The organism is Hydrophilobacter chitinilyticus, assembly GCF_049860745.1.
Classification (GTDB): domain Bacteria; phylum Pseudomonadota; class Gammaproteobacteria; order Burkholderiales; family Burkholderiaceae_C; genus Rhodoferax_B.
On record NZ_CP187561.1, the window covers coordinates 4,925,410 to 4,951,393 of the forward strand.

25 protein-coding genes and 1 tRNA gene are annotated in these 25,984 nt (G+C 61.8%); 22 read left to right on the top strand and 4 right to left on the bottom strand.

Features of this window, described 5'->3' with window-relative positions; translation table 11 throughout:
- Positions 1–37: 37 nt before the first annotated feature.
- From ACPWMG_RS21945 to ACPWMG_RS21960, 4 genes are all read right to left on the bottom strand, one after another.
- Positions 38–922 (bottom strand): LysR family transcriptional regulator, encoded by an 885-nt coding sequence (locus ACPWMG_RS21945; protein ID WP_483305305.1) that lies wholly within the window; start codon positions 920–922, stop codon positions 38–40.
- An 84-nt stretch (positions 923–1,006) separates the two neighbouring features.
- Positions 1,007–2,092: an ABC transporter ATP-binding protein gene (locus ACPWMG_RS21950; RefSeq protein WP_483301632.1), complete on the bottom strand. Its 1,086-nt coding sequence runs from the start codon at positions 2,090–2,092 to the stop codon at positions 1,007–1,009.
- Positions 2,093–2,114: 22 nt separating this feature from the next.
- On the bottom strand, positions 2,115–3,872 hold the full coding sequence (locus ACPWMG_RS21955; protein ID WP_483301633.1) for an ABC transporter permease: 1,758 nt from the start codon (positions 3,870–3,872) through the stop codon (positions 2,115–2,117).
- Positions 3,873–3,951: 79 nt separating this feature from the next.
- The gene (locus ACPWMG_RS21960) at positions 3,952–5,247 is read right to left on the bottom strand and encodes an ABC transporter substrate-binding protein (RefSeq protein ID WP_483305306.1); all 1,296 of its coding nucleotides are present in this window, start codon (positions 5,245–5,247) and stop codon (positions 3,952–3,954) included.
- A gap of 194 nt (positions 5,248–5,441) precedes the next feature.
- On the opposite strand from ACPWMG_RS21960, the gene ACPWMG_RS21965 reads away from it, so the two are divergent.
- The 22 genes from ACPWMG_RS21965 (at position 5,442) to ACPWMG_RS22070 (ending at position 25,917) form a co-directional block, all read left to right on the top strand.
- The gene (locus ACPWMG_RS21965; protein WP_483305307.1) at positions 5,442–6,344 is read left to right on the top strand and encodes an alpha/beta fold hydrolase; all 903 of its coding nucleotides are present in this window, start codon (positions 5,442–5,444) and stop codon (positions 6,342–6,344) included.
- A 212-nt stretch (positions 6,345–6,556) separates the two neighbouring features.
- Positions 6,557–7,661, top strand: a protein-coding gene (gene prfB / locus ACPWMG_RS21970; protein ID WP_483301634.1) for a peptide chain release factor 2 whose coding sequence is annotated in 2 segments (ribosomal slippage) — positions 6,557–6,637 and positions 6,639–7,661 — 1,104 coding nt in all. Because the reading frame shifts where the segments join, the coding sequence is not laid out codon by codon here.
- Positions 7,661–8,365 carry an HAD family hydrolase gene (locus tag ACPWMG_RS21975; RefSeq protein ID WP_483301635.1) on the top strand — a complete coding sequence of 235 codons (705 nt, stop codon included), beginning with the start codon at positions 7,661–7,663 and terminating at the stop codon, positions 8,363–8,365. The genes prfB and ACPWMG_RS21975 overlap by 1 nt, the downstream gene beginning before the upstream one ends.
- The gene (pepN, locus tag ACPWMG_RS21980; RefSeq protein ID WP_483301636.1) at positions 8,355–11,045 is read left to right on the top strand and encodes an aminopeptidase N; all 2,691 of its coding nucleotides are present in this window, start codon (positions 8,355–8,357) and stop codon (positions 11,043–11,045) included. Before ACPWMG_RS21975 ends, pepN begins: the two co-directional genes overlap by 11 nt.
- Before the next feature lie 42 nt (positions 11,046–11,087).
- Entirely contained in the window at positions 11,088–12,110 is a 1,023-nt protein-coding gene (locus ACPWMG_RS21985; RefSeq protein WP_483301637.1) for a class 1 fructose-bisphosphatase, read from the top strand.
- 11 nt (positions 12,111–12,121) lie between these two features.
- Positions 12,122–12,197, top strand: a tRNA-Thr gene (locus ACPWMG_RS21990).
- A gap of 299 nt (positions 12,198–12,496) precedes the next feature.
- Entirely contained in the window at positions 12,497–12,730 is a 234-nt protein-coding gene (rpmB, locus tag ACPWMG_RS21995) for a 50S ribosomal protein L28 (protein WP_272548698.1), read from the top strand.
- 11 nt (positions 12,731–12,741) lie between these two features.
- Positions 12,742–12,912 (top strand): 50S ribosomal protein L33, encoded by a 171-nt coding sequence (rpmG, locus tag ACPWMG_RS22000; RefSeq protein ID WP_187598336.1) that lies wholly within the window; start codon positions 12,742–12,744, stop codon positions 12,910–12,912.
- 130 nt (positions 12,913–13,042) lie between these two features.
- Entirely contained in the window at positions 13,043–13,897 is an 855-nt protein-coding gene (locus ACPWMG_RS22005) for a 3',5'-nucleoside bisphosphate phosphatase (RefSeq protein ID WP_483301638.1), read from the top strand.
- Positions 13,894–14,784 carry a DMT family transporter gene (locus tag ACPWMG_RS22010; RefSeq protein WP_483301639.1) on the top strand — a complete coding sequence of 297 codons (891 nt, stop codon included), beginning with the start codon at positions 13,894–13,896 and terminating at the stop codon, positions 14,782–14,784. Before ACPWMG_RS22005 ends, ACPWMG_RS22010 begins: the two co-directional genes overlap by 4 nt.
- 22 nt (positions 14,785–14,806) lie before the next feature.
- Positions 14,807–15,442: an L-threonylcarbamoyladenylate synthase gene (locus tag ACPWMG_RS22015; protein ID WP_483301640.1), complete on the top strand. Its 636-nt coding sequence runs from the start codon at positions 14,807–14,809 to the stop codon at positions 15,440–15,442.
- A gap of 91 nt (positions 15,443–15,533) precedes the next feature.
- The gene (locus tag ACPWMG_RS22020; RefSeq protein WP_483301641.1) at positions 15,534–16,184 is read left to right on the top strand and encodes a site-2 protease family protein; all 651 of its coding nucleotides are present in this window, start codon (positions 15,534–15,536) and stop codon (positions 16,182–16,184) included.
- Between the two features lie 4 nt (positions 16,185–16,188).
- Positions 16,189–17,487, top strand: a complete 1,299-nt coding sequence (locus ACPWMG_RS22025) for a tryptophan--tRNA ligase (RefSeq protein WP_483301642.1) — start codon at positions 16,189–16,191, stop codon at positions 17,485–17,487.
- Between the two features lie 108 nt (positions 17,488–17,595).
- The gene (gene dinB / locus ACPWMG_RS22030) at positions 17,596–18,819 is read left to right on the top strand and encodes a DNA polymerase IV (RefSeq protein ID WP_483301643.1); all 1,224 of its coding nucleotides are present in this window, start codon (positions 17,596–17,598) and stop codon (positions 18,817–18,819) included.
- 126 nt (positions 18,820–18,945) lie between these two features.
- On the top strand, positions 18,946–19,440 hold the full coding sequence (locus ACPWMG_RS22035) for a universal stress protein (RefSeq protein WP_483301644.1): 495 nt from the start codon (positions 18,946–18,948) through the stop codon (positions 19,438–19,440).
- Positions 19,441–19,810: 370 nt separating this feature from the next.
- Entirely contained in the window at positions 19,811–20,101 is a 291-nt protein-coding gene (locus ACPWMG_RS22040) for a hypothetical protein (protein ID WP_483301645.1), read from the top strand.
- A gap of 367 nt (positions 20,102–20,468) precedes the next feature.
- Positions 20,469–21,272 (top strand): GntR family transcriptional regulator, encoded by an 804-nt coding sequence (locus ACPWMG_RS22045; RefSeq protein WP_483301646.1) that lies wholly within the window; start codon positions 20,469–20,471, stop codon positions 21,270–21,272.
- Between the two features lie 63 nt (positions 21,273–21,335).
- Positions 21,336–22,538 carry an ABC transporter substrate-binding protein gene (locus ACPWMG_RS22050; protein WP_483301647.1) on the top strand — a complete coding sequence of 401 codons (1,203 nt, stop codon included), beginning with the start codon at positions 21,336–21,338 and terminating at the stop codon, positions 22,536–22,538.
- A 26-nt stretch (positions 22,539–22,564) separates the two neighbouring features.
- Complete coding sequence (locus tag ACPWMG_RS22055) at positions 22,565–23,437, top strand: branched-chain amino acid ABC transporter permease (RefSeq protein ID WP_483301648.1); 873 nt, start codon at positions 22,565–22,567, stop codon at positions 23,435–23,437.
- Positions 23,434–24,417 (top strand): branched-chain amino acid ABC transporter permease, encoded by a 984-nt coding sequence (locus ACPWMG_RS22060; RefSeq protein WP_483301649.1) that lies wholly within the window; start codon positions 23,434–23,436, stop codon positions 24,415–24,417. Before ACPWMG_RS22055 ends, ACPWMG_RS22060 begins: the two co-directional genes overlap by 4 nt.
- Entirely contained in the window at positions 24,407–25,207 is an 801-nt protein-coding gene (locus ACPWMG_RS22065) for an ABC transporter ATP-binding protein (protein ID WP_483301650.1), read from the top strand. Before ACPWMG_RS22060 ends, ACPWMG_RS22065 begins: the two co-directional genes overlap by 11 nt.
- Positions 25,204–25,917, top strand: a complete 714-nt coding sequence (locus ACPWMG_RS22070; protein ID WP_483301651.1) for an ABC transporter ATP-binding protein — start codon at positions 25,204–25,206, stop codon at positions 25,915–25,917. The genes ACPWMG_RS22065 and ACPWMG_RS22070 overlap by 4 nt, the downstream gene beginning before the upstream one ends.
- Positions 25,918–25,984: the final 67 nt, after the last annotated feature.

Here is a 25,984-nt window from a genome sequence, read left to right on the forward strand (position 1 = left end):
TACGGTTAGGCCGCTAACTTTGCCGATGGTCAGCGATTCAGGCCGGCAAGTCCCACACCGTGCGCAGCACTGAGATGGTAGCCACCGTGGCCGGATCATGCTCGGCCGCCGCCGGGTAAATAAACCCCAGCCGCGCGGCCATGCGCGCGTGCGGCCAGATCACCACCTCTTGGCGCTCGCTGGCGGCCACCGCAATGTCTTCGCGCAGCAGCGCCAAGCCCACGCCCGAGCGCACCAGGCTCTGCGGCGAAGCCACTTCGTCAGATTCAAGCACCTGGTTGGGCGACAAGCCCTGGTGGGCAAACATGTCGCGCAGCAGCGTCTGCACGTGGTGCTGGGTGGGTGCGCCGATCCACGGCATGTCGGCAATTTCGCGCCAGCCGGCGTGCAGCACTTTGTCGCGAATGTCGTACGGCCCGGCGATGCGGTAGTAAACGCTTTGCAACTGCAGCCCGGCCACTTCACGCGGCATGTTGGGGCCGATGTAGAAGGCGCCCTGCAGCAGCCCGGCCGCCACCTGTTCGCGCAACTCTTCGGCGTTGCCGTTGCGGGTTTTGATGTCGAGCAGCGGCAGGCTGCTGACCAGGGCTTGCAGCAGCGAGCCCAGGCGCAGCCAGTCGGGGTCGCCCAACGTGCCGATCACCAGTTGCCCGGTGACGCGGCCAATCAACTCCTTGGCTTTGCCCACCAAATGGCTGGCAGCCGTGAGCACTTGCTCCGCATCGGGCAGCAAGGTTTCGCCCGCCTTGGTGAGCGTAATGCGGCCGGGGCGCCGGTCGAACAAGGCCACGCCCAACTCGTCTTCCAACGCCTTGATTTGCGCGGTGACAGCCGGCTGGGTGAGGTGCAGCAGCTCGGCTGTGCGCGTGACGTTGCCCAGCTTGGCGGCCGTGACAAACGCGCGCAGTTGGTAGATTTCCATGCGCGGGTCGCGGCCGGTGTTCACCCCATTGCCAACGGTTCCGCTGCTCACGCTCGCGCCCCTCGGCGCGCTACCGTCACCACCTCACGCATGCAGAAACCGCACCTGCGTGGGGTCGATGCCCAAGCGCACCTGTGCGCCCGGCGGGAACATCGCCAAGCCGGCGTAATGCGCCTGGTCGGCCACCATGGCAACCTCACCCACGCGCACGCGGTAGCGCGAAGATTCGCCCAAAAATTCGGCGCTCTCCACCAGCCCGTCCATCCATACCCGCGAGGCATCGACTTGTGCGTCGCGCACCTGAATGCTCACCTGGTGCGGGCGGAAGGCCATCGCCACATCGCCCATGGCCGGGGCTTGTGGCGGGCGTGGGAACGTCAGCGAGCCAAAGCCCGGCAATTTGAACGTGAGCGTTTCATTGCTCACGGCGGTGACCTGCCCGTCCAGCACATTCGCCGTGCCCACAAAAGAGGCGACGAAGCGGTTGCCCGGAAAGTCATACAAGCCCGAAGCCGCGCCCACCTGCTGCAAGATACCCTTGTCGAGCACGGCCATGCGGTCGGCGGTGGTCATGGCTTCTTCCTGATCGTGTGTGACGAAGATGGTGGTCAGGCCAAGCTTGCGCTGCAGGTGTTTGATTTCTTCGCGCATCTGCACGCGCAGTTGTTTGTCGAGGTTGGACAGCGGCTCGTCCAGCAGCAGCAGTTTGGGCTCAATCACCACCGTGCGCGCCAGCGCCACGCGCTGCTGCTGCCCGCCAGACAACTGCCCCGGCCGGCGTTGGGCGTAGGCGCCCAGCCCCACCAGGTCGAGCACCGCACCCACTTTGCGTTTGATGGCGTCGCGCGTTTCACGCCGTTCCACCAAACCAAAGCCCACGTTTTCGGCCACCGTCATGTGCGGCCACAAGGCGTAGCTTTGAAACACCATGCCGATGTTGCGCGCGTGGGGTGGCACGCCGGTGATGTCTTGCCCGTCCACACGCAACTCGCCGCGCTGGTGTTGGTTGAAGCCGGCGATCAAGCGTAGCAAGGTGGACTTGCCCGAGCCCGAGGGGCCGAGCAGCGCAAAGAACTCTCCCGGTTCCACACGCAGGTTGATGTCGCGCAGCACTTCGGTGCTGCCGTAGCTCAGGCTGATGTTCTTGGCCTCAAGAGATACCTTGTTCATGTTTGTCTCGTTCTCTAAATTATTAATGTCCGCTCGCTGCACTGACCGTCGCGCGCGAACGCTCCACAAACCGGTGCGAGAAGTATGTCCCCAGGCCGACTACCACCACAGCCAGTACGCCTAATGCCGCGCCCGGGCCGCGCCCCGAAATGCTTTGCATATAGAGGTAGATGCCGTAGCTCATCGGTGCCTGGCTTTGTGCGGACGACAACAAAATCGTGGCCGACAACTCCACCGCTGCCGTGATGAAGCTGGTGACAAAACCCGCCAGCAAACCGCCCGCCATCAGCGGCACCATCACACGCTTGATGGTGCGGCCCCGCGTGGCGCCCAGGCTTTGCGCGGCTTCTTCAAGCGAGATGTGCACCTGCTGCAGCGCCGCCATACACGAGCGCAGTGCATACGGCAGGCGCCGCACGGCGTAGGCCAGCATGATCAGCACCCAGGTGGTGACGATGGGGGTGTCGGTGAACGGCAGGTTCACGCCCTTGAACATGCGCAGGTAGCCAATCGCCAGCACCAGGCCGGGAATGGCCAGCGCCGCAGAGGCCAGGTGGTCGAGCCACTGGCGCGCTGGCAGGTTGGTGCGCAAAATCAGGTAGGCGATGGCGGTGCCAATCACCACGTCCAGCCCGGCCGACAACACGCAGTACAGCAAGGTGTTGCCGATCATGCGGCTCGAATCGCCAAACACCGTGGCGTAGTGCTCCAGCGTGTAGCTGTCGGGCAGTACCGAGAAGCTCCACACCTTGGAGAACGACATCAGCAAAATGCCGATGTGCGGCGCCAGCGTGACCAGCAGCACCACGCCAATCCAGCCATAGGCCAGCAGCGATTCCCAACCCGAGAGCTGCCGCTTTTGCAGCGCGCCCCCGCCCTTTTGCAGCGTGGCGTAGTCCTTGCCCTTCATCACGCGCGCGGCCATCCACAACGCCAATACCGAGAAGGTAATCATGATCACGCTGATCACGTAGCCCAGCGGGTCGTCAATGCCCACTGAGGTGATGCGCAGGTAGGCTTGCGGCGCCAGCATGTTGGTCACGCCCATCACCAGCGGTGTGCCCAGGTCATCGAACACCTTGACGAACACCAGCGCAGCCCCGGCCAGGTAGCCCGGCATCGACAGCGGAAAAATCACCCGGCGGAACAAGCGCCAGCCCTTGGCGCCGAGGTTCAGCGCCGACTCTTCCATGGCGCCGTCGATGTTGCGCATGGCCGCCACCAGGTTCAGCAAAATGAACGGAAAGTAGTGGATGCTCTGCACGAAGGTCACGCCCACCAGGCCATCCATGATGGGCACGGTGAAACCAAAATAATCGTTCAACAGCAGGTTGACCGAGCCGCTGCGGCCAAAGATCAACTGCAACGCCACGGCGCCTACAAACGGCGGCATGATCAGCGGCAACACACCCAGCGTTTGGATCAGCAGCGCACCGCGAAACTCAAAGCGCACCGTGAGGTACGCCAGCGGCACGGCGATGAGGGAGGCAAACAACACGCTCGCCAGCGAGACGATCAGGCTGTTGAAAAACGACTCGCGAAAGATGCCCTGGTTGAAGAAGGTGGCGAAGTGGCCGAAGGTCAGCGCGCCGGTCTCGTTCACAAACGCGGTGTAGATTACCGTGCCCACGGGCACCAGCAAGAACACCAGCAGAAACGCCAGGATCAGCAGAAATGCTGTCCACGGGCCGATGCCGGAGAGGCGGCTCGTCCAGGACGTGCGCGCAGAGGCGGAAGGTGGGGACGCAGCCGGGCCGGCCGCGACAGGAATTGCAGACATGGGTGTCCCTTAATCGAAGATGTTCACCCGCGCACCGGCTCTATCGATACAAGCCGGCGCGGGTGTGCCAAGGTGCTGGTTACAGCGCCGCCGCTTGGTTGGCCAGATCAGCCGCACGCTCGTAGTTGGCGCGCGCCTTGGAAGACCACATTTCTTCCAGCCCGGTGAGCTGCTTCGACACCGCCACGTCACGCCGGTTTTTGCGGAAGACTTCCAGGAACTCGTTGTCCTTGACGTTGGCTTCGCCCACCAGCGAGGTGTAGGCCAGGCTGCGCGCCTGGTTCAGCAGCTCGGTGCCCTTGGCATTGGGCTTGGCCTTGAGCTTTTTGTCAGCCGCGTGGATGGCCTTGGTCGCGGCCTGCAACTCTTTCAGGCGAAAGGTCACCATCTGGTCGAACATGCTGGTGACCACTTGGTAGCGCGCTTCAGACAAGTCCGCATCAAACTGCACCTTGGCGCGCTTGGCCACGTCTTGCGGGTCGGGGTAATTGGCCGGGGCCTTGAGGCTGCTGTAAGGCAAGATGGGCAAGCGGCTGATCTTCGGGTCGAACAACAGTTGTTGACCCTCGGTCGACATACTGAAGGCCATGAATTTCTTCGCCTCATCGGTGTTTTTGCCACCGGCCACCAGCGCGATGTTGGCGGGCACCACGGCCGTCATGCTGGGGTAGGCAAAGTCCACCGGAAAGCCCGAGTACTTGCCCGCCAGGCCAAAGAAGTCGATGACGATGCCCACACCGTATTGGCCGTTGTTCACACCATCGGGCACGGCGAAGCTGCGGTCGGTCACGGCGGCGGCGTTGCCCATGATCTGCAGCAGTTGGCTCCAGCCTTTATCCCAGCCCTCGCCTTGCAAAATGGTCTCTACCGTGAGCTGCGTGGTGCCCGAGCGCGAAGGGCTGGAGATGGCCACATGGCCGAAGTATTCAGGCCGCGCCAGGTCGGCCCATTCCTTGGGCGCGGTGAGCTTGTGCGCTTGCAGATAACGGGTGTTCCACATCATGCCGTAGCCGGCCAGCGCCTGGCCGTAGTACAGGCCTTGCGGGTCGTTCAGCGGGTAGTTGCCAATTTTTGCGGGCGCTTGGGGGTTCTTGGTGTCGGGTGCGGCCTGCAGCAGTTGTTGGCGCGCCAGCACTTCAAACGCGTCAGGGGCCGAGGCCCACATGATGTCGGGCCGTTGGCCAGCGGGCAGCTCTTTGATGTAGGCGATAGAGGCGGTGGTGTTCTTGTTCAAGATCTCTATCTTGATGCCGGGGTTCTTCGCTTCAAATGCTTTTTGGTAGGCCGAGGTCAGCTCTTTGGGGAACGAGGTCAACACGGTAACGGTGCCCGCATGTGTTAAACCGCCAACGCCCGCCAGCGCAGCAACGGCCATCGAGGCCAAGATTCTTGAACGCATGTTTGTCTCCTGCATCTTTGTTGATTTGCGGGTGCAATGTATGCGGGGGACACAAACGCAGCCAATCATAGTTTTTGATGCCGCACATCAGATAGAGCGTCGGTCGGGTTATCCCGATGCTCCTACACCTTGCTTCTGTCTTCGTATGATCGGCAGGTATGTCCGCAAACATCTACCAAGCCCAACGCATCGCCCGATCAGAGTTCGTCCCCATCCGCCACCAGCAGTACCACGTGCATGTGTGGGGCAAGCCACAGCCCGGCGTGGCGCCGCTGGTGATGGTGCATGGCTGGATGGACGTGGGGGCGTCCTACCAGTTTGTGGTGGACGCCATGGCGCAAGACCGTCACATCATCGCGCCCGACTGGCGCGGCTTCGGCCTGACCACCGGCGCCCCCACCGACCACTATTGGTTTGCCGATTACCTGGCCGACCTGGACTTTCTGCTCGACCACTACGCCGGTGATCAGCCCGTTGATTTGGTGGGCCACAGCATGGGCGGCAACGTAGTGATGCAGTACGCGGGCGCACGGCCCGCGCGCATTCGCCGCCTGGTCAATCTGGAAGGCTTCAGCGGCCCGGTGCATTCGGCCGAGTTGGCCCCCTCGCGCTACGGCCGCTGGATGGACGAACTCAAAGCCCTGCACAGCGGCGGCACACAGCTCAAAGGCTATGCCGACGTGGATAGCGTGGCGCAGCGACTGATGAAGAACAACCCGCGCCTGGGCGCCGACAAAGCCGCCTGGCTGGCCCACCATTGGGCGCGGCCCGATGCGCAAGGTCAGTGGCAAATTCTGGGCGACCCGGCGCACAAAATCGTCCACGCCTACCTGCCGCGGGTGGATGAGTTGTTGGCGCTGTACCGCCAGATCAGCATGCCGCTGCTGGCCGTGCAGGCCGAAGAAGACAGCCTGCAGCGCTGGTGGGGCACACGTTTTACGCTAGACGAGTATTACGAGCGGCTCAAGCTCGTGCCGCATGTGCGGCGCGAAGTGATGGCCGACGCCGGCCACATGCTGCACCACGACCAACCACAGCGCTTGGCGGCGTTATTAGACGAATTCTTGCTCTAGCGCATAGTAGATATGCGCAAGCAGCTATGATTTGTGCAGCAACCCTGCGCGGCGAGGCGGCATGTAAAGGGCCCTCAGATGCGTGAGAAAATGCCCGATCTGCCGCGCTCCCGCCTCGGGGCCCCTCTCCTCTGCATTGAGGAAGAAAGAGGCGCATCCCACGCCAGCCAGCGCCGGCCTCTTTTTTGACCGAACACAGAAAGCACAACATCATGGACGCAGAACGCATCAACGCCATTGGCACCCAACTCAGCAGCCTGAGCGCGCGTACCGAAGACTTACGGAGGTATCTTTGACTACGATGCAAAAGCTGAACGCCTGCGCACGGTAGACGCATCGCTCGAAGACCCCAGCGTCTGGAACGACCCCAAGCGCGCCCAGGAACTGGGCAAAGAGAAGAAGGCGCTCGACGCCGTGGTGGTCACCATCACCGACCTGACGCGTGAACTCTCCGACAACCTCGAGCTGTACGAGATGTCGAAGGAAGAAGGCGACGAAGACGGCCTGATGACCATCGAAGCCGAATCCGCCAAGCTCTCCGCCATCGTGGAAGGCCTGGAGTTCCGCCGCATGTTCAACCAGCCGGCCGATCCGATGAACGCCTTCCTGGACATCCAGGCCGGCGCCGGTGGCACCGAGGCTTGCGACTGGGCCAGCATGCTGCTGCGCCAGTACCTGAAGTACGCCGAGCGCAAAGGCTTCACCGCCACGGTAGAAGACATCTCCGACGGCGACACCGCCGGCATCAAGGGCGCCACCATCAAGGTTGAAGGCGAATACGCGTTTGGCCTGCTGCGCACCGAAACCGGCGTGCACCGCCTGGTGCGCAAGAGCCCGTTCGACTCGTCCGGCGGTCGCCACACCAGCTTTGCCAGCGTGTTTGTCTACCCTGAGGTGGATGACTCGATCGAGATCGAGATCAACCCTTCTGACGTGCGCACCGACACCTTCCGTGCCAGTGGCGCCGGCGGCCAGCACATCAACAAGACCGACTCGGCCGTGCGCTTGACGCACATTCCCACCGGCATTGTGGTGCAGTGCCAGGACGGCCGCAGCCAGCACAGCAACCGCGACGTGGCCTGGAAACGCCTGCGTTCGCGTCTGTACGACTTCGAAATGCGCAAACGCATGGAAGAACAACAGAAGCTCGAAGACAGCAAGACCGACGTGGGCTGGGGCCACCAGATACGCAGCTACGTGCTGGACAACAGCCGCATCAAAGACCTGCGGACCAACGTGGAAGTCTCGGCCACCCAAAAGGTGCTCGACGGCGACCTCGACGTTTTCATCGAAGCCTCTCTGAAACAAGGCGTGTAATGACCCAGCTGAACGCGTTGCAACTTTCTCTTGTGCCCGTCAAAGGCCTGATCTTCGACATGGACGGCACCATGATCGACTCCATGCCGCACCACTCTTCCACCTGGCTCGACTTTGCCAAGAAGCACCAAGTCGACATGGAGATAGAAGAACTGATGCGCCGTACCACGGGCCGCACCGGCCTGGAATGCGTGCGCCTGATCCTCGACCAGCCTGAGATGGACGAGGCCGAAGCCTGGGCCCTGGTGCACGAGAAAGAACAGTTGTACCGCGACATCTTCGGCCCGATCTTTGCCGAAGTGAAAGGCTTCACGCCCTTCTACGCCGCCGCACGTGCGCGCGGCCTGAAGGTGGGCGTGGGCACAGCCGGCGACATCCACAACGTGGAATTCGCCATGGGCCATTTGAAGATGAACCCGCCGCCAGACGCGATTGCGCGCGGCGACGAGGGCCTGACCGGCAAGCCCACCCCCGCCATTTTTTTGGCGGCGGCGCAGCGCATTGGCATTGCGCCTGAAAATTGCATCGTGTTTGAAGACGCGCCGTTTGGCATTGAAGCCGCACGCCGCGCCGGGATGCGCGCCGTGGGGGTGTGCACTACCAACACACCTGAAGAATTGGCCGGGCCGCACGTGATCACTTGCGTGCGCAATTTTGAAGAACTATTGAACTCGAACTTTCTGGGGAACCTCCATGCTGCGTGAAGGACAACCTTCGGCCATCTTCCGTGCCGACTACACCGCACCTGCGTTCTGGGTCGACACCGTCGACCTGTGCTTCGACCTTGATCCGGCGAAAACCCGGGTGCTCAACAAAATGCGCTTGCGCCGCAACCCCGACGTGCCCGCGCAAGCGCTGCGCCTCGACGGCGAAGAGCTGAACCTGGCGCGTGTGCTGGTCAACGGCCAGGGCGCATCGTTCAAGATCGACGGCAACCAACTGGTGCTGGAAAACCTGCCCAGCGTGGAAGATGGCGCGTTTGATCTGGAGATCTTCACCACCTGCGCACCCGCGAAGAACACCAAGCTGATGGGCTTGTACGTCAGCAACGACTCGTTCTTCACGCAGTGCGAGGCCGAAGGCTTCCGCCGCATCACCTACTTCCTGGATCGCCCGGACGTGATGGCCAGCTACAGCGTGACGCTGCGCGCCGACAAGGCCGCCTACCCGGTGCTGCTGTCCAACGGCAACCTGGTGGAGCACGGCAATCTGGATGATGGCCGACACTTTGCCAAGTGGGTCGACCCGCACCGCAAGCCCTGCTACCTGTTCGCCCTGGTGGCGGGCAAGCTGGTGGCGCGCGAACAGCGCATCACTTCGCGCGCGGGCAAAGACCACTTGCTGCAAGTGTTTGTGCGCCCCGGCGATCTCGACAAAACCGAGCACGCCATGCAGTCGCTGATGGCGTCTGTGGCCTGGGACGAAGCACGCTTTGGCCTGCCGCTCGATCTGGAACGCTTCATGATCGTCGCCACCAGCGACTTCAACATGGGCGCCATGGAGAACAAGGGCCTGAACATCTTCAACACCAAATACGTGTTGGCGAACCCTGCCACGGCCACCGACACCGACTACGCCAACATCGAGAGCGTGGTGGGCCATGAATACTTCCACAACTGGACCGGCAACCGCGTGACCTGCCGCGACTGGTTTCAGTTGAGCCTGAAGGAAGGCCTGACCGTCTTCCGCGACCAGGAATTCAGCCAAGACCTGTGCCGCGAGCCATCGGCCCGCGCCGTCAAGCGCATCGAAGACGTGCGGGTGTTGCGCACCGCGCAGTTCCCTGAAGATGCGGGCCCCATGGCCCACCCGGTGCGACCCGACAGCTACATCGAAATCAACAACTTCTACACCGTCACCATCTACGAAAAGGGTGCGGAAGTGGTGCGCATGATGCAAACCCTGGTGGGCCGCGAAGGCTTTGCCAAGGGCATGACGCTGTACTTCGAACGCTTTGACGGCCAAGCCGTGACCTGCGACGACTTCGCGCAGTCGATTTCCGATGCGAACCCAAACTCTGACTTGGCGCGCTTGCTGCCACAGTTCAAACGCTGGTACAGCCAGGCCGGCACACCACGTGTACATGCCGCTGGCCAATACGACGCGGCGAATCGCACTTACACACTGACGCTGACGCAACGCTGCGCGCCCACGCCGGGCCAAGCGGAGAAAGAGCCGTTTGTCATTCCCGTGAGCCTGGGCTTGCTGAGCAGCCACGGCGCCGAGTTACCGCTGTTCACCAGCGCCGGTGCCCTGCCCGCACCTTTCACGCATGTGATGACACAAGCCAGCGAAACGCTGACCTTTGTGAACGTGGACGCCGAGCCCGTGCCGTCCATCTTGCGCGGCTTCAGCGCGCCAGTGGTACTGGAATTCGACTACAGCGACGCACAACTGCTCGCCCTGCTCGCCCATGACAGCGACCCGTTCAACCGCTGGGAAGCCGGCCAACGCCTGGCCGTGCGTGCCGCTCTTGAATCAATAGCATCCTCCGCAGATGTGGAAAGCGTTAAGCCGCTAAACGATGCGTATATCTCCGCCATGCGCGATGTGCTGCGCCACCCCACGCTGGACGCCGCGTTCAAAGAACTGGTGCTGACGCTGCCGTCGGAAAGCTACCTGGCCGAACAGCTGGACGTGGTCGACCCACAACGCATCCACGCCGTGCGCGAAACCATGCGCCTGCAACTCGCCACCGCCTTGCGCACCGACTGGGCTGAGGTGTTTGAAGCCCACCAAAACAACGGTGCCTACCAGCCCGACCCACTCTCCAGCGGCCGCCGCGCACTGGCCGGCATGGCGTTGAGCCAGTTGTGCCTGGCCGCACAGACTGATGGCGACACGGTGTGGCCTGGCCGCGCCTACCAGCGCTTCAAAGACGCCAGCAATATGACCGACCGCTTCAACGCCTTGAGCGCGCTGGTCTCGGCAGGCAGCACGCTCGCGCCACAAGCGCTGGCACGCTTCCATGCCTTGTTCAAAGACGAAGCGCTGGTGCTCGACAAATGGTTTGCCCTGCAAGCCGGTACCACCGACCGTGGCGGCAACATCTTGCCGGCCGTGCGCCAATTGATGAAGCATGCCGACTTCAACCTGCGCAACCCCAACCGCGCGCGCAGCGTGATCTTCAGCTACTGCAGCGCCAACCCGGGCGCCTTCCACCGCGCCGATGCCGCAGGTTATGTGTTCTGGGCCGACCGCGTGATCGAGCTCGACGGCATCAACCCGCAAGTCGCCGCCCGCCTGGCGCGTGCGCTCGACCGCTGGAAGAAGCTGGCCGAACCCTATCGCCACGCGGCACAGGAAGCCCTGTTGCGCGTGGCCAGCAAGGCCGACCTCAGCAACGACGTGCGCGAAGTGGTCACGCGCGCGTTGGCTGACTGATAGTCCTGCAGCAAGAGTTTCAACTTCAGAACGGAAACCGTTATGTCTCAAAAAATCTCGCTCACCCGCTACCTGGTTGAGCAGCAACGCGTGGATGGGCGCATTCCGGCCCAACTGCGCCTGCTGCTCGAAGTGGTCGCGCGCTCGTGCAAAGGCATCAGCCAAGCCGTCAACAAAGGCGCGCTCGGCGGAGTGCTGGGTGCCGCCGCCACGGAAAACGTGCAAGGTGAAATCCAGAAGAAGCTGGACATCATCGCCAACGAAGTGCTGATCGAAGCCAACGAATGGGGCGGCCACCTGGCGGCCATGGCGTCCGAAGAAATGGACAGCATCTACGTGGTGCCCAACCGCTACCCGCAAGGTGAATACCTGCTGCTGTTTGATCCACTCGACGGCTCCAGCAACATCGACGTCAACGTCAGCATCGGCACCATCTTCAGCGTGCTGAAGAAGCCCGACCCGGCACCGGGTGAAGCCGCGCATGCCGTCAACGAGCAAGACTTCTTGCAAGCGGGCAGCAAACAAGTGGCCGCCGGCTACTGCGTCTACGGCCCGCAGACCACACTGGTGCTCACCGTGGGCAATGGCGTGGCGATGTTCACGCTCGACCGCGAACAAGGCTCCTTTGTGCTCACGCAAGAGAATGTGCAAGTGCCAGCCGACACGCAAGAGTTCGCCATCAACATGAGCAACATGCGCCATTGGGACGAGCCGGTGAAACGCTACATCGACGAATGCCTGCAAGGCAAAGAAGGCCCACGCGGCAAAGACTTCAATATGCGCTGGATCGCCAGCATGGTGGCCGACGTGCACCGCATCCTCACGCGCGGCGGCATCTTCATGTACCCCTGGGACAAACGCGAGCCGAACAAGCCCGGTAAATTGCGCCTGATGTACGAAGCCAACCCCATGAGCTGGCTCATCGAACAAGCCGGCGGCGCCGCCACCAACGGCCGCGAACGCATCCTGGATTTGCAGCCCGGCAAGCTGCACGAACGCGTCAGCGTGGTTTTAGGATCAAAAAATGAAGTAGAGCTGGTCACGAAGTACCACAACGCGCTATAATCCGAGGCTTAGCCGGTGTAGCTCAGTCGGTAGAGCAGCTCATTCGTAATGAGAAGGTCGGGTGTTCGATTCATCTCTCCGGCACCAAATGAAAAGCCCTGATTCGCAAGAGTCAGGGCTTTTTTCTTGGCGAACTTCGCCGAGACAAGCCTCTGCCCACGTCAGGCAAATCGCCCAACATGTCGGCATAGGTGCCGTTTTTTGGAAAAGCGCTATAATCCAAGGCTTTGCTGAATTTGCTGCGGCCAATCTACCTCTTCGAGGCGGCTAGCTGCAGCCCAGTAAATGATCTCTTACCGCCACAGCAACGTGGCGAGGTGCGGCGAAAGCCGTTAATCGTGGTGCGCAGTTTTGACCTGTCGCCACAGAACAGATGGAGTGTCCTCATGGCACGCGTATGTGAAGTAACGGGCAAAGGCCCAATGGTCGGGAACAATGTTTCCCACGCCAACAACAAAACCAAGCGTCGTTTTCTGCCTAACCTGCAGTACCGCCGTTTCTGGGTCGAAACCGAAAACCGTTGGGTTCGCCTGCGCATTTCGAACGCTGGTCTGCGTTTGATCGACAAGAACGGTATCGACTCTGTGCTCGCAGATCTGCGCGCACGTGGCCAAGCATAAGGAGCAGCACCATGGCAAGCAAAGGCGGACGCGAAAAAATCAAGCTGGAATCCACTGCCGGCACCGGTCACTTCTACACGACGACCAAGAACAAGAAGACCATGCCCGAGAAGATGCTGATCACGAAGTTTGATCCAAAAGCTCGCAAGCACGTGGAATACAAGGAAATCAAGCTGAAGTAATTCGGCAAGGTCTCCCAAGCATTCACAATGCAAAAAACCCGCCCTCATCCGGCGGGTTTTTTTATGCCTGAAATGGGCTGCGCTGGCAGCCGCTCAGCAGACATCGTACAAACCACCTAGAATCAAAAACGTGACTTCCATCCTGAATGCTGACCTGCACTGCCATTCTGTCGTTTCAGACGGCACGCTGACGCCAGAAGCCTTGGCGCAACGGGCCAAGGCAAACGGTGTGGAACTGTGGGCGCTAACCGATCACGACGAAGTAGGCGGTCAACTACGCGCAGCCGCAGCCGCCAAAGCCGAGGGCATGAAATACCTCACCGGCGTCGAAATTTCGATCACGTTTGCGGGCGAAACAGTGCACATCGTCGGGCTGGGTTTTGATGCCCAAGACACACGCATTCAACAAGGCTTGCTCGACACACGCGGTGGCCGTGGCAAACGCGCCATGGAAATGGCCGATGGCTTGGCCAAAGTCGGCATTCCCAATGCCTACGAAGGCGCACTCAAGTTTGTGGGCAACCCAGAACTCATTTCGCGCACCCACTTTGCCCGCTTCTTGGTGGAGAGTGGTGTGTGCAGCGACACCCCAGAAGTTTTTCGCCGCTTTCTCACCGAAGGCAAACCCGGCTACGTGCCGCACCGCTGGGCTACCCTGAAGGACGCCGTGACCTGGATCACCCAGGCGCAAGGCATTGCCGTGATCGCCCACCCCGGCCGCTACAAGTTCACTGCCAACGAAGAGTACGCTCTGTTCAGCGAATTCAAGGCACACGGCGGGCAAGCGGTGGAAGTGATCACCGGCAGCCACACGCCGGCCGAGTACATCGAGTACGCAGCCGTCGCCAAAGAGTTTGGGCTTGCCGCCTCGCGTGGCAGCGACTTCCATAGCCCGGACGAGAGCCATACCGACCTGGGCGCCCTGCCCTATTTACCAGGAGACCTCACACCGGTGTGGGAGCTGCTGGTGCACCGAATGCAATGAACCGACCTCCGTCGACACTCGCCGGCATCGCGCTTGTCACCACCGCTGTGGCGTTCTTCGCCTCACTGGACACCATCACCAAAGTCATCAGTTCCAGCGTCCCTGTGTTGATGGCGCTATGGTTTCGCTATGCATTCCAGGCCGTGGCCACCACCGTGACCATGCTGCCCAAACGCGGCGCCTCGTTGTTGCGCACCGCGCACCCCAAATACCAATGCCTGCGCGGCGCCTTGTTGTTGATGAGCAGCACGCTGGCCTTCTTCAGCCTGCGCCACATGCCGGTGGCCGAGTTCACCGCCATCGTGATGCTCACACCGCTGGTCATCACCCTGCTGGCCTCCACGGCACTAAAAGAAAAAGTCTCGCCCCTGCGCTGGGCGCTGGTGATTGGCGGCTTCTTGGGCACGATGGTGATCATCCGCCCCAGCGGCGAAAGCTTCACCTGGGCCATGCTGCTGCCCATCGCGCTGGTGGCCGTGAGTGCATGGTTCCAAATCCTCACCAGCCGACTGGCCCGCACTGAAGACCCGTTCACCACCCATTTCTACAGCGGCTGGGTGGGCACACTGGCTGCGTCGATTGCGCTGCCGTTTGTCTGGGTCGATGTGGATGCATGGCAGATCTGGCTGGGCTTGTTCATGATGGGTCTGCTGGGGACTGTGGGCCACTTCATGCTGATCCTGGCCTACGCGCGGGCGCCGGCGGCTACTCTTACGCCGTTTTTGTATGGGCAGATTGGCTTTGCCATGCTGGGCGGTTGGTTGATTTTTTCGCACCTGCCCGACCGCTGGTCGTTGCTGGGCATTGCAGTGGTAACGGTGTGCGGCGCGATGGGCGCATGGCTGAGTGTGCGAGAGAATCGCGCCAAGGCGCTTTCCAAGATCTAAAACACCCGCACCACCCCACACCATGGCCCAGTACTTCGAAGTCCACCCCGAAAATCCGCAGGCTCGCCTGCTGAAGCAAACCGCGAGTCTGCTGGATGGCGGCGGCATCGTGGCCGTGCCCACGGACTCCAGCTACGCGCTGGTCTGCCAGTTGGACAACAAAGCCGCTGTCGACAACCTGCGCCGCATTCGCCAGGTGGACGACAAGCACCACCTCACGCTGCTCTGCCGCGACCTGAGCGAACTGGCCAACTACGCGCGGGTCGACAACAAGCAATACCGTCTGCTGAAGCTGGCCACACCCGGCCCCTACACCTTCATCCTGGAAGCCAGCCGCGAGGTGCCGCGCCGCTTGAGCCACCCTTCGCGCAAAACCATCGGCCTGCGGGTGCCCGACCACAAGGTGCTGCAAGACCTGCTGGCCATCCACGGCGGCCCCTTGCTGGGCACCACACTCATTCCGCCAGGCGAGACCGAGCCGATGAACGACGCGCACGACATCCGCGCCAAGTTTGAGCACCAACTGGCCGCCGTGCTCGACGCCGGCGCATGCCCGCTGGAGCCCACCACCGTGGTCGATCTCACCGCCATTGGCACAGGTGGCGATGCAGTGCTGGTGCGTGCTGGGCGTGGTGACTTGAGCGCTATTGGCCTTTAATTACAACCTTTAAGCGCTTGCACGCTTTGCTGCGAGCGGACAGGTTGCCCCAGTCACCGGGCAGCCCTCCACCGTCTGAGACAATAGCCGCGTGGACATCTCAAATCTCATCCAATCCGTACTGATCTACGCCCTCCCCGTTCTGTTTGCCATCACGGTGCACGAAGCGGCCCACGGTTACGTGGCGCGGCATTTCGGCGACAACACCGCCGCCATGCACCCCGTCAACCATATTGACCCCGTCGGCACCATCCTGATGCCGCTGATGCTGTACTTCGCCACCTCGGGCGCCTTCCTGTTTGGTTACGCCAAGCCCGTGCCGGTGAACTTCAGCCAACTGCGCAACCCCAAGCGCGACATGGTGTGGGTGGCGCTGGCCGGCCCCGTGGCCAACCTGGTGCAAGCCTTCTTGTGGGGCGTGCTCTTTCACGTGTTGCGGGGTGCTGACATCAGCGAGCCCTTCTTCTTGAAGATGTGCCAAGGCGGCGTGTTGGTCAACGTGGTGATGTTTGCCTTCAACCTGTTCCCCCTGCCCCCGCTGGATGGCGGGCGCATCGTGGTGGGCCTGTTGCCTTATCGTCAGGCCGTCACGTTTTCGCGCATCGAACCATGGGGCTTTTTCATCGTGATGGCGCTGGTGCTGACCGGCGTGGTCGCAACCTATTGGCTGCAGCCCCTGATGGCCGTCACCTACGATTTGCTCGACATCTTGCTCACCCCTATTTCTTACCTGGTTCGTTAACGACATGAGTTCAAACCGCGTCCTCACCGGCATCACCACTTCGGGCACGCCGCACCTTGGCAACTACGTAGGCGCCGTGCGCCCTTCCGTGCGCGCCAGCCTGCAGTCCGGCACCGACAGCTTCTACTTCCTGGCCGATTACCACGCCCTCATCAAAACCGGTGACCCAGCGCGCGTGCAAAGCTCCACGCTCGAAATCGCCGCCACCTGGCTCGCGGCCGGGCTGAACCCCGAGCGTGTGACCTTCTACCGCCAGTCCGACATTCCCGAGATCCCCGAGCTGACCTGGATGCTCACCTGCGTCACCGGCAAGGGCTTGCTCAACCGCGCCCACGCCTACAAGGCCGCAACCGACCGCAACGATGCCGCAGGTGTTGACACCGATGCCGACGTCACAGCCGGCCTGTTCATGTACCCGGTGCTGATGGCCGCCGATATCTTGATGTTCAACGCGCACAAGGTGCCCGTGGGCCGCGACCAAGTGCAGCACATTGAAATGGCGCGCGACATCGGCCAGCGCTTCAACCACACCTACGGCGAACACTTTGTGCTGCCCGAGGCGTTGATTGAAGAGTCGGTGGCCACCTTGCCGGGCCTCGACGGCCGCAAGATGAGCAAGAGCTACGACAACACCATTCCGCTGTTTGTGCCACGTGAGCAGCTGCGCAAATTGATCGGCGGCATCCTCACCGATTCGCGCGCACCAGGTGAGGCCAAAGAGGTGGACGGCTCGGCCCTGTTCCAGATCTACCAAGCCTTTGCTTCTGAGGAAGAAACCAAGGCCCTGCGCCAAGCCTACGCCGACGGCATTGGCTGGGGCGACGCCAAGCAAATGCTGTTCGAGCGCCTGGATCGCGAAATCGCCCCCATGCGCGGCACCTACCAAGACTTGATCGACCACCCCGGCCGCATCGAGGACATCTTGCATGCCGGCGCCGACCGCGCACGCACCCTGGCCACGCCGTTCATCCGCGAACTGCGCCACGCCGTGGGCCTGCGCGACCTGCGCTCGCAAGCCACGGTCAAGACCAAAACCAAGGCCGACAAATCGACGCTGGCCTCGTTCAAGCAATACCGCGAAACCGACGGCCGCTTCCACTTCAAGCTGGTCGATGCCCAAGGCAACCTGCTGCTGCAAAGCCTGGGCTTCGATGCCCCGAAGGACGCGGGCCTTGCCGTGAAGCGCCTGCAGACCGAAGGCCCTGCGGCGCTCGAAGCCCTGCAGGCACAACTCGCCCCCGTGGCCGACCAAGCGGCTGTGGTCGCAGCGCTAGAACAGCTGTTGGCTGCAGCGGCAGAGTAAACCGCATCAGCAACCCTGGCGCTGCACACCTTCGGCAGCGCCCATTCCTGCAGATCGTATGGTTGCAGATTTATACTGTATGAATTAACAGATAACTCTGCAAACCCCATGCCCCGCCGCATCGCCCACATCGACATGGATGCGTTCTACGCCTCCGTGGAGCTGCTGCGTTATCCGCAGCTCAAGGGCCTGCCGGTGGTCATCGGTGGCGGTCGGCGCAAGGTCGATGAAATCATCAAAAATGCCGGCCCTGGCAAGGGCCTGGCCGACATCCCGGTCAGCGCGTTTCCGCTGATCCAAGACTATGTGGGCCGAGGCGTCATCACCACCGCCACCTACGCCGCGCGGCAGTTTGGCATTGGCTCGGCCATGGGCTTGATGAAAGCCGCGCGCCTGTGCCCGCAGGCCATTTTGTTGCCGGTCGACTTCGACGAATACCGCCGCTTCTCGCGCCTATTCAAGGGCATCGTCACCAGCATCGCGCCGCAAATGGAAGACCGAGGTGTGGACGAGGTCTACGCCGATTTAACCGACCTGCCCGAGGGCCAAGTGGACGGTGGCCGCGTCGTGGCACAGCAGATCCAGCAAAGCGTGTTCGCGCAGACCGGCCTCACCTGCTCCATCGGCGTGGCGCCCAACAAACTCATCGCCAAGATGGCCAGCGAGTTCAACAAACCCAACGGTATTTCCATCGTGGGCGCGGACGACTTGCAAGCCCTGGTGTGGCCGCTGGACTGCCGCAAGATCAACGGCATCGGCCCCAAGGCCAGCGCCAAGCTCGCCGCCCTGGGCATCCACACCATTGCCGAGCTGGCCGCGTGTGAACCGCAGTGGCTGGTGGCGCATTTCGGCAAAGCCTACGGCGCGTGGATGCACAACGCCGCCCACGGCCGCGACGACCGCCCGGTGGTCACCGAAAGCGAACCCGTCTCCATGAGCCGCGAAACCACGTTTGAGCGCGACCTGCACGCCGTACAAGACAAGGCCGAGCTCGGCGCCATCTTCACCCACCTGTGCGAGAAGGTGGCCGAAGACCTGCAGCGCAAGGGCTACGTAGGCAAAACCATCGGCATCAAACTGCGTTTCGACGATTTCAAAATCGCCACGCGCGACCACACCATCGACCAACCCACAGCCGACGCCCGCACCATTCGCCAAGCCGCAGGCCAATGCCTGAAGCGCGCACCGCTCGACAAACGCTTGCGCTTGCTGGGCGTGCGTGTGGGCTCACTGGTCAAGCTGGCCGACCTGCAAAACTTCAAGCTCAAAGAGTCTGCACCGCCCGAGTACGGTGCGCAAACGGCTATAGATTTCGAATCCTTCTTGAACTGAGGTAAAGCTGCGCGGCTGGCTGGAACCTTGCAAGCAGCGGGGAAATCAAACCTCTGGGGTATATTGAAAATCAGCATGCGCCACACGGCGCGTGCCTCCCGCAACCCGCACAGAAAGGCCCGCGCCATGTACAAGAAACTCTTTATTGTGGTGAACGACGGCCCTGTCTGCCAAGCCGCCATACGCGAAGGCGTGGCGCTGGCGCAATCGGTCAACGCCGAGGTCTTGTTCCACTACGTGTTGCCACGCAACGTCTTGCCCGTGACCGACCTGCCCCCCGTGGTGATGCCGCCGCCCGAGCAGTTGATGCGCGAGTCCAACGCGCTGGCACAGCGCATCCTCCACGCCGCCACTGCGGTGGCAGAAGCTGCGGGTGTGCGCAGCCAAACCATCATCACCACCGGCGCGGACGATGCACATGCCGTGGCCGATGCCACCAAGCAGCACCAGTGCGACCTGATCGTCGCCGGGGCCGAAAACCGCAACTCGGTGATGCGCATCTTGACGGGCAGCATCGTGCCGGGGCTCATCACCCTGGCACCCACGCCGGTGCTCATCTGCCATGCCACCGAGGCAGACCTTGCAGCAGCACGTACCGCTGCAGGCGTTGCCACTGTGTAGATCGTGGTGCTACTAAAAGCATAGCTGTCGCCGCTTAGCAGAAAAGCGTAAACGGCACTTTTTCCTTAAATTCGATTCGATTCCCAGCCCGGTGGCGAGCCAAGCACCGGGCTTTTTCACGCCGAAATTTTCTTCGCATCGAACGATTTGGCACGCCAACTGCTTGCTCTAAACTGACAGCAAACTTACACTTAACTGACACCCACGTTAGACGCCCCGACATCCCATCGCAGCCCCTCTATGCGCTGCGATCCAGAAGAGAAACACCCGGCCGATGCCCTCGGCACGAGGCCCAACCGCCAGGCAACGGCGGACACCAGAGACAAGGCGCCAGCACCGGTGACCCATCACCTTGTTCTCTGGAGAAACCATGTTTGCCCTGCTCACCCTCAACGATTTGCACCGCATCAAGCAATGGCATGTGCAAAACAAACGCGAGCACCCCATCGAGTACCACCTGCTAGACGCTGTGCTCACCTGCTGGCTCATGGGCTGGGTGGGCTGGCTGCCGGCGTTGATGTTTGATGCCGAGTGGGCCTTCCCGCTGTGCATGCTGGCCATGCATCTGCCAAGCTGCTACGTCTACAGCCGCGCGGTTGCGCACCAGCGCCAACGTGTGCGCTGTGATTGGCTCGACACCGCGCGTCAAAGCTCTCGCTAAACACGAGGGCCAAGTTGGCCAGCACACGTTCAGTCCATCGAACGAGTGCTTTACAAAATAAGTTTCCATCTTTTAACGATGGTGAACACATCATTTCGGTGCACCCAGGTCACACCGCTGGCCCATCTTGGTGCTAATTTGAACGCTTCAAAACACGCTTGTCCTCACCATTCTTTTCTAAAAAAGGTGGCTGTGCGAGGGGGTGAAAACGCAAGCGTTTTCTGACGGAATTTAAGCGTTTACCCGAACAGGCTTGACGCACCAAAATGCAGCCAAATTTGGCAGCACACATTGCGCTTTAGAGGGACATTTCAGATTTAAATGTTCTATTGACATGACATTAGAACCATTTCTAAGATGACCCATCATGTCCAACGCACTGCCCCTGCCGAAGTACCACCAGATCTATTTGGTGCTGCGCGAACAACTGCACGAAGGTGCTTTTGTCGATGGCCTTCCGGGCGAGTTTGCGTTGATGGAACAGTTCTCTGTGGCGCGCATCACCGTACGCCGCGCGCTGCAGCAGCTCGCCGCTGAAGGCCTGATCACACGCGAGCCAGGACGCGGCACACGCCCCTCCGGCCCCACACCGCAAAACGCCACCATGGCGGCCGGTGCAGCGGAAGGTACGCAGCAAGCCCACCTCACTGGTTTGCTCGAAAACCTGGTCACCATGGGGCTGCGCACCTCGGTCAAAGTGCTTGAGGTGCAGACCGTCACGGCGTCGAACGCCGTGGCCGGTGCGCTGCAAATTGCCGTGGGTGATGCGGTGCAAAAAGCTGTGCGTATCCGTACCACCCGCGAAGGGCCGCTGTCGCACATCACCACCTACGTGCCCGCCGATGTGGCGCGCAAGTTTGGCCGCCGCGAACTCGCACGCAAGCCCATTTTGTTGCTGCTCGAAGAGTCGGGCGTGCACGTGGGCCGCGCCCACCAAACCATCTCCGCCAAGCTGGCCGATGCCGTGGTCGCCAAGCACCTCGACGTGGCCGTGGGCTCTGCCCTGCTGGCCGTGCGCCGCCTGATTTACGACGACCAGGAGCGGCCCATCCAATGGCTGCACGGCCTGTACCGGCCCGACCGCTACGAATACCAAATGCAGTTGTCCCGCGTTGGCAGCATCGACGCCAAGGTGTGGGTCAGCAAAGAGATGTCCGCGCAGTTTCATTGACAGTTCCCCCGTTCCCCGAAATCCCCCGCTTCCGCCCGCCATCCCCAACCCCAGGAGAGCCCCATGTCCTCACGTCGCCTTTTCATCACCCAAACCGCAGCCGCAGCTTCGGCCATGGCTTTTCCCCTGGTCTCGGGGGCACAACAAAAAAGCGTGAAGGTCGGCGTGTTGCACCCGGTGACGGGCGCGTTGGCTTACTCCGGCCAACAGTGCCGCTTGGGCGCGGTGATGGCGATTGAAGACATCAACAAAGCCGGCGGCATCAAGTCACTCGGCGGCGCGCCACTCGAAGCCTTGTTGGGCGATGCGCAGTCGCAACCCCAAGCCGGCACGGCCGAAATCGAGAAGATGAACGAAGCCGGTGTCAGCGCCGTGGTCGGTGCCTTCGCCTCGGCCATCTGCCTGGCCACCACACAAGCCGCCGCCAAGTACAACCTGCCGCACATTGTGGACGTGGGTGTGGCCGACCAGATCGTCGAACGCGGCCTGAAGAACACCTTCCGCTTTGGCCCCGGCTACCGCACCTGCGCGCAAATCTCGGTGGCCAACCTACACGTGCTGAACTCGGCCGCTGGCAAGCCCGCCAAGACGGTGATGATCATCCACGAAGACTCGTTGTTCGGCACCGGCACGGCGCAACTGCTGTCGCGCGAACTGCCCGGCTACGGCTACGAGGTGAAGGAAGTGGTGAAACACGCCAACCCTACGCGCGACTTCAACAACATCGTGCTGCGCATGAAGGCCGTGAACCCCGACATCGTCATCCCCGCCAACTACTACAACGAATACGCGCTGCTGGTGCGCACCATGCAGCAACAAAAGGTGGTGCCCAAGGCGATCTTCTCGGTGCTGGGCGGTGCGGCGTCGAGCTACAAGTTCGTCAAAGAGTTCCCCGATGCGGCCAACGGCATCATCGACTGCAACCACTGGTTCAACCCCAAGGACAAACGCGCACAAGACCTGAAGAAACGCGTCGAAGCCAAGGGCCAGTTCTTCAGCTACGAAGTGTTCATGACCTACACCTCGATGTGGCTGCTGGCCGATGCGCTGGAGCGCGCCAAGTCGAGCGACCGCGCCGCCATCATCGACGCGCTGGAGAAGAGCACCTTCTCCGATCACATCATGCCGTACGGCCCCACCAAGTTCGTCAACGGCCAGAACACCGGTGCCCAACCGCTGATGACGCAGGTGCTCAAGAACGACATCAAGGTGATCATCCCGCGCGAATACCGCGAAGCCGATCCGTTGTTCCCGTTGAAAGCCTAAACAGGTTTAGAAGACGCGCCCCTCGCATGTTCGACCTCAGCATTCTCTTCCCGTCGATTTTGAACGGGCTCACCACCGGCGCGGTCTATGCCTTGATCGCGCTGGGGTTGACCTTGATTTACGGTGTGCTGCACATCATCAACTTCGCACATGGTGCATCGTTGATGCTGGCCCTGTATGCCGTGTATTGGCTCAAAGAAAAACTCGGCATTGACCCGTACCTGGCGCTGCCCATCGTGGTACCCGGCATGTTTGCGCTGGGCTATGCGCTGCAGCGCTTGGTAATCAACCGCTCCAGCCACGGCAAAGACGAAAACATCCTGCTCGTCACGCTGGGCATTTCCATCGTCATGGAAAACCTGGCGCTGCTGTTCTTCAAATCCGACACGCGCAACATCGAAACCGCCTACACCCTGACCACCGTGCCCATCGGCAGCGCCATGATCGCCTTGCCCAAGCTGGTGGCGTTTGTCGGCGCGCTCATCGTCTCGGCGGTGCTGCTGTGGATCGTGAACCGCACCGACCTGGGCCGCGCGATCCGCGCCGTGGCCAAGGAAAAGCATGGCGCCAAGCTGATGGGCATTGACGTTGACCACGTCTACGCCGTGAGCTTCGGCATCGGCCTGGCCTGCCTGGGCGCGGCCGCCTGCTTCTTGCTGCCGGCCTATTACGTCAACCCCCAAGTGGGCAGCGGCTTTGTGCTGGTGGCCTTTACCGTGGTGGTGTTGGGCGGCATGGGCAGCTTCATGGGTGCGTTGATCGGCGGGCTGCTGATCGGCGTGGTCGAGTCCATTGGCGGTTTGTACCTGGGCGAATCGCTTGGGCAGATCGGCATCTTTGTCATCTTCATCGCTGTGTTGCTGTTTCGGCCTCAGGGACTGTTTGGAGCCCGGGCATGAATCCCCTGAAACAACTGTTGGGCATTGCGGTGTTTGCCGCCGTGGTGGGCGCCATCACGCTGGTGAGCAGCTCGGGCGTGGTGCTCAACTTCATCATGATGGTGTTGTACGCCGCGCTGATGGCGCAGGCCTGGAACATTCTGGGCGGCTATGGTGGCCAGTTCTCTTTTGGCCACGCGCTGTTCTTCGGCACGGGTGCCTACATCCAGGCCATTGCGCAGTTGCAGGGCGGACTCAACCCCTGGGTGGCCTTGCCACTCGCCGCGTGCGGCAGCGCCGTGGTGGGGCTGTTTGTCGGCGGGTTGTCGTTCCGCTACGGGCTCAAGGGTTCGTACTTTGCGTTGGTCACGCTGGCGTTTGCCGAGGTGTTTCGCATCCTGGCGCTGTCGGTACCGTTCACTGGCGCGGGTGTGGGTTTGATGTTGCCGCTGGGTGAGTCGGTGGGCAACATGCAGTTTGGCTCGCGCAAGGGTTACATCGCCTTGGTGTTGGCCCTGGTGGTGCTCGCGTTGCTGGTCTCGTGGTGGATCAAGAATTCTCGCTTCGGCGCCTGGCTGCAAGCCGTACGCGACAACGAAAGCGCCGCACGTGCGGTGGGCGTCAACCCGTTCAGCGTCAAGCTCGCGGCGATTGGGGTGTCGGGCGCCTTCATGGGCGCGGCCGGTGCGTTTTACGTGCAGGTGTTCCAGTACATCGACCCAGGCATTGCGTTTGGCTCCACCACTTCGGTCGAGTCTTTGGTGGCCGCCATTGTCGGCGGGCTCGGCACCCTTTGGGGGCCCATTCTCGGCGCACTGGTGCTGCACACACTGGCCGACATCACCCGCAATCTGTTTGGCGAACTGCCGGGCATCAACATGGTGATCTACGGCGTGGTGCTGGTGCTCATCGTGATGTTTTTGCCGCGTGGCGTGGCGGGCATTGGCCAATCGGTGGTGGCCTTGTGGAAGCGCAATGCAGGAGACGCAAATGGCAAATGAACTTCTCCGCACTGAGCTTTTACGTATTGAAGGCGTCAGCAAGTCCTTCGGCGGCCTGAAGGCCGTGCAACAAGTGAGCTTGAGCGTGCCCAAGGGCAGCCTCACCGCGTTGATCGGTCCCAACGGCGCAGGCAAGACCACGCTGTTCGCGCTGATGTCTGGCTTCTTGAAGCCCGACACCGGCACCGTCACGCTCGACGGCCAAGACATCACCGGCCAATCGCCGCACCTCAACGCGCGGCTCGGCTTGACCCGCACCTTCCAGATCGTGCAGCCGTTCGCCGCGCAAACCGTACGTGAAAACATTGCCGTGGGTGCCCACCTGCACGAGAAGCGCCGCGCCCCTGCGTTGGCCTTGGCCACCGATGTGGCCGCGCGTGTGGGCTTGGCCCCGCTGCTTGACAAACCCGCCTCCGACCTCACCGTGGCCGGCCGCAAACGCCTGGAGCTGGCACGTGCATTGGCGACGCGCCCGCGCCTGCTGCTGCTCGACGAAGTGCTGGCCGGGCTGAACCCTCAAGAGATTGCCGAGATGATTCCTGTGGTGCGCGGCATTGCCGACAGCGGTGTGACCGTGCTGATGATTGAACACGTGATGCAGGCTGTGATGAACCTGGCCGAACACGTGTGGGTGCTGGCCCAAGGCCAGTTGATTGCCGAGGGCAACCCGGCACAGGTTACGTCCGATGAACGTGTGGTTGAAGCCTACCTAGGCCACGGCACGGCGGCGCGCCTGCGCGCGGCGGCGGCCAAGACTGCTGGCAACATCAGCACGGAGGCCGCAGCATGAGCGAAATGCTACTCGACATCAAAGGCCTGCGCGGTGGTTATGGCCGCGTGGAAGTGCTGCGCGGTGTAGACCTGCAAGTGCGCGCAGGCGAAACCGTGGCGCTGCTGGGCAGCAATGGCGCGGGCAAGTCCACGCTCAACAACGTGGTCTGCGGCATCTACAAGGCATGGTCGGGCCAGGTGCATTTTGAAGGCGCCGACCTGAGCCAGGCGCACTACCGCGACGTGGTCAAAGCCGGTTTGATTCAAGTCCCCGAAGGCCGCAAGATCTTCCCGAACCTGGACGTGCTGGAGAACCTGGAGCTCGGCTCTTTCACCCGCGCCCGCGCGCGCCGTGCCAGCAACCTGGCGCGTGTGTTCGACATCTTCCCGCGCCTGAAAGAGCGCACCACACAACTGGCCGGCACCATGAGCGGCGGCGAACAACAAATGCTCGCCATCGGTCGGGGCCTGATGGCCGAGCCGCGTTTGCTGATTTTGGACGAACCCTCGCTCGGGCTCTCGCCGCTGCTGGTCGAAGAGATGTTTGCACTGATCGCCAAGCTGCGCGGTGAAGGCCTGGCCATCTTGCTGGTGGAGCAGAACGTCGGCCAGTCGCTGGAGATTGCCGACCGCGCCTACGTGATGGAAAACGGCGCCATTCGTTTCAGCGGCACCGCCCCCGAACTCATGGGCAGCGACGCCTTGCGCCGCGCCTATCTCGGCATTTGATTGATGCATCGGCAACTGCAACAGCACCTTAAGTACAGCACTTAGCGAGTTTTCAATCATGGAAAAA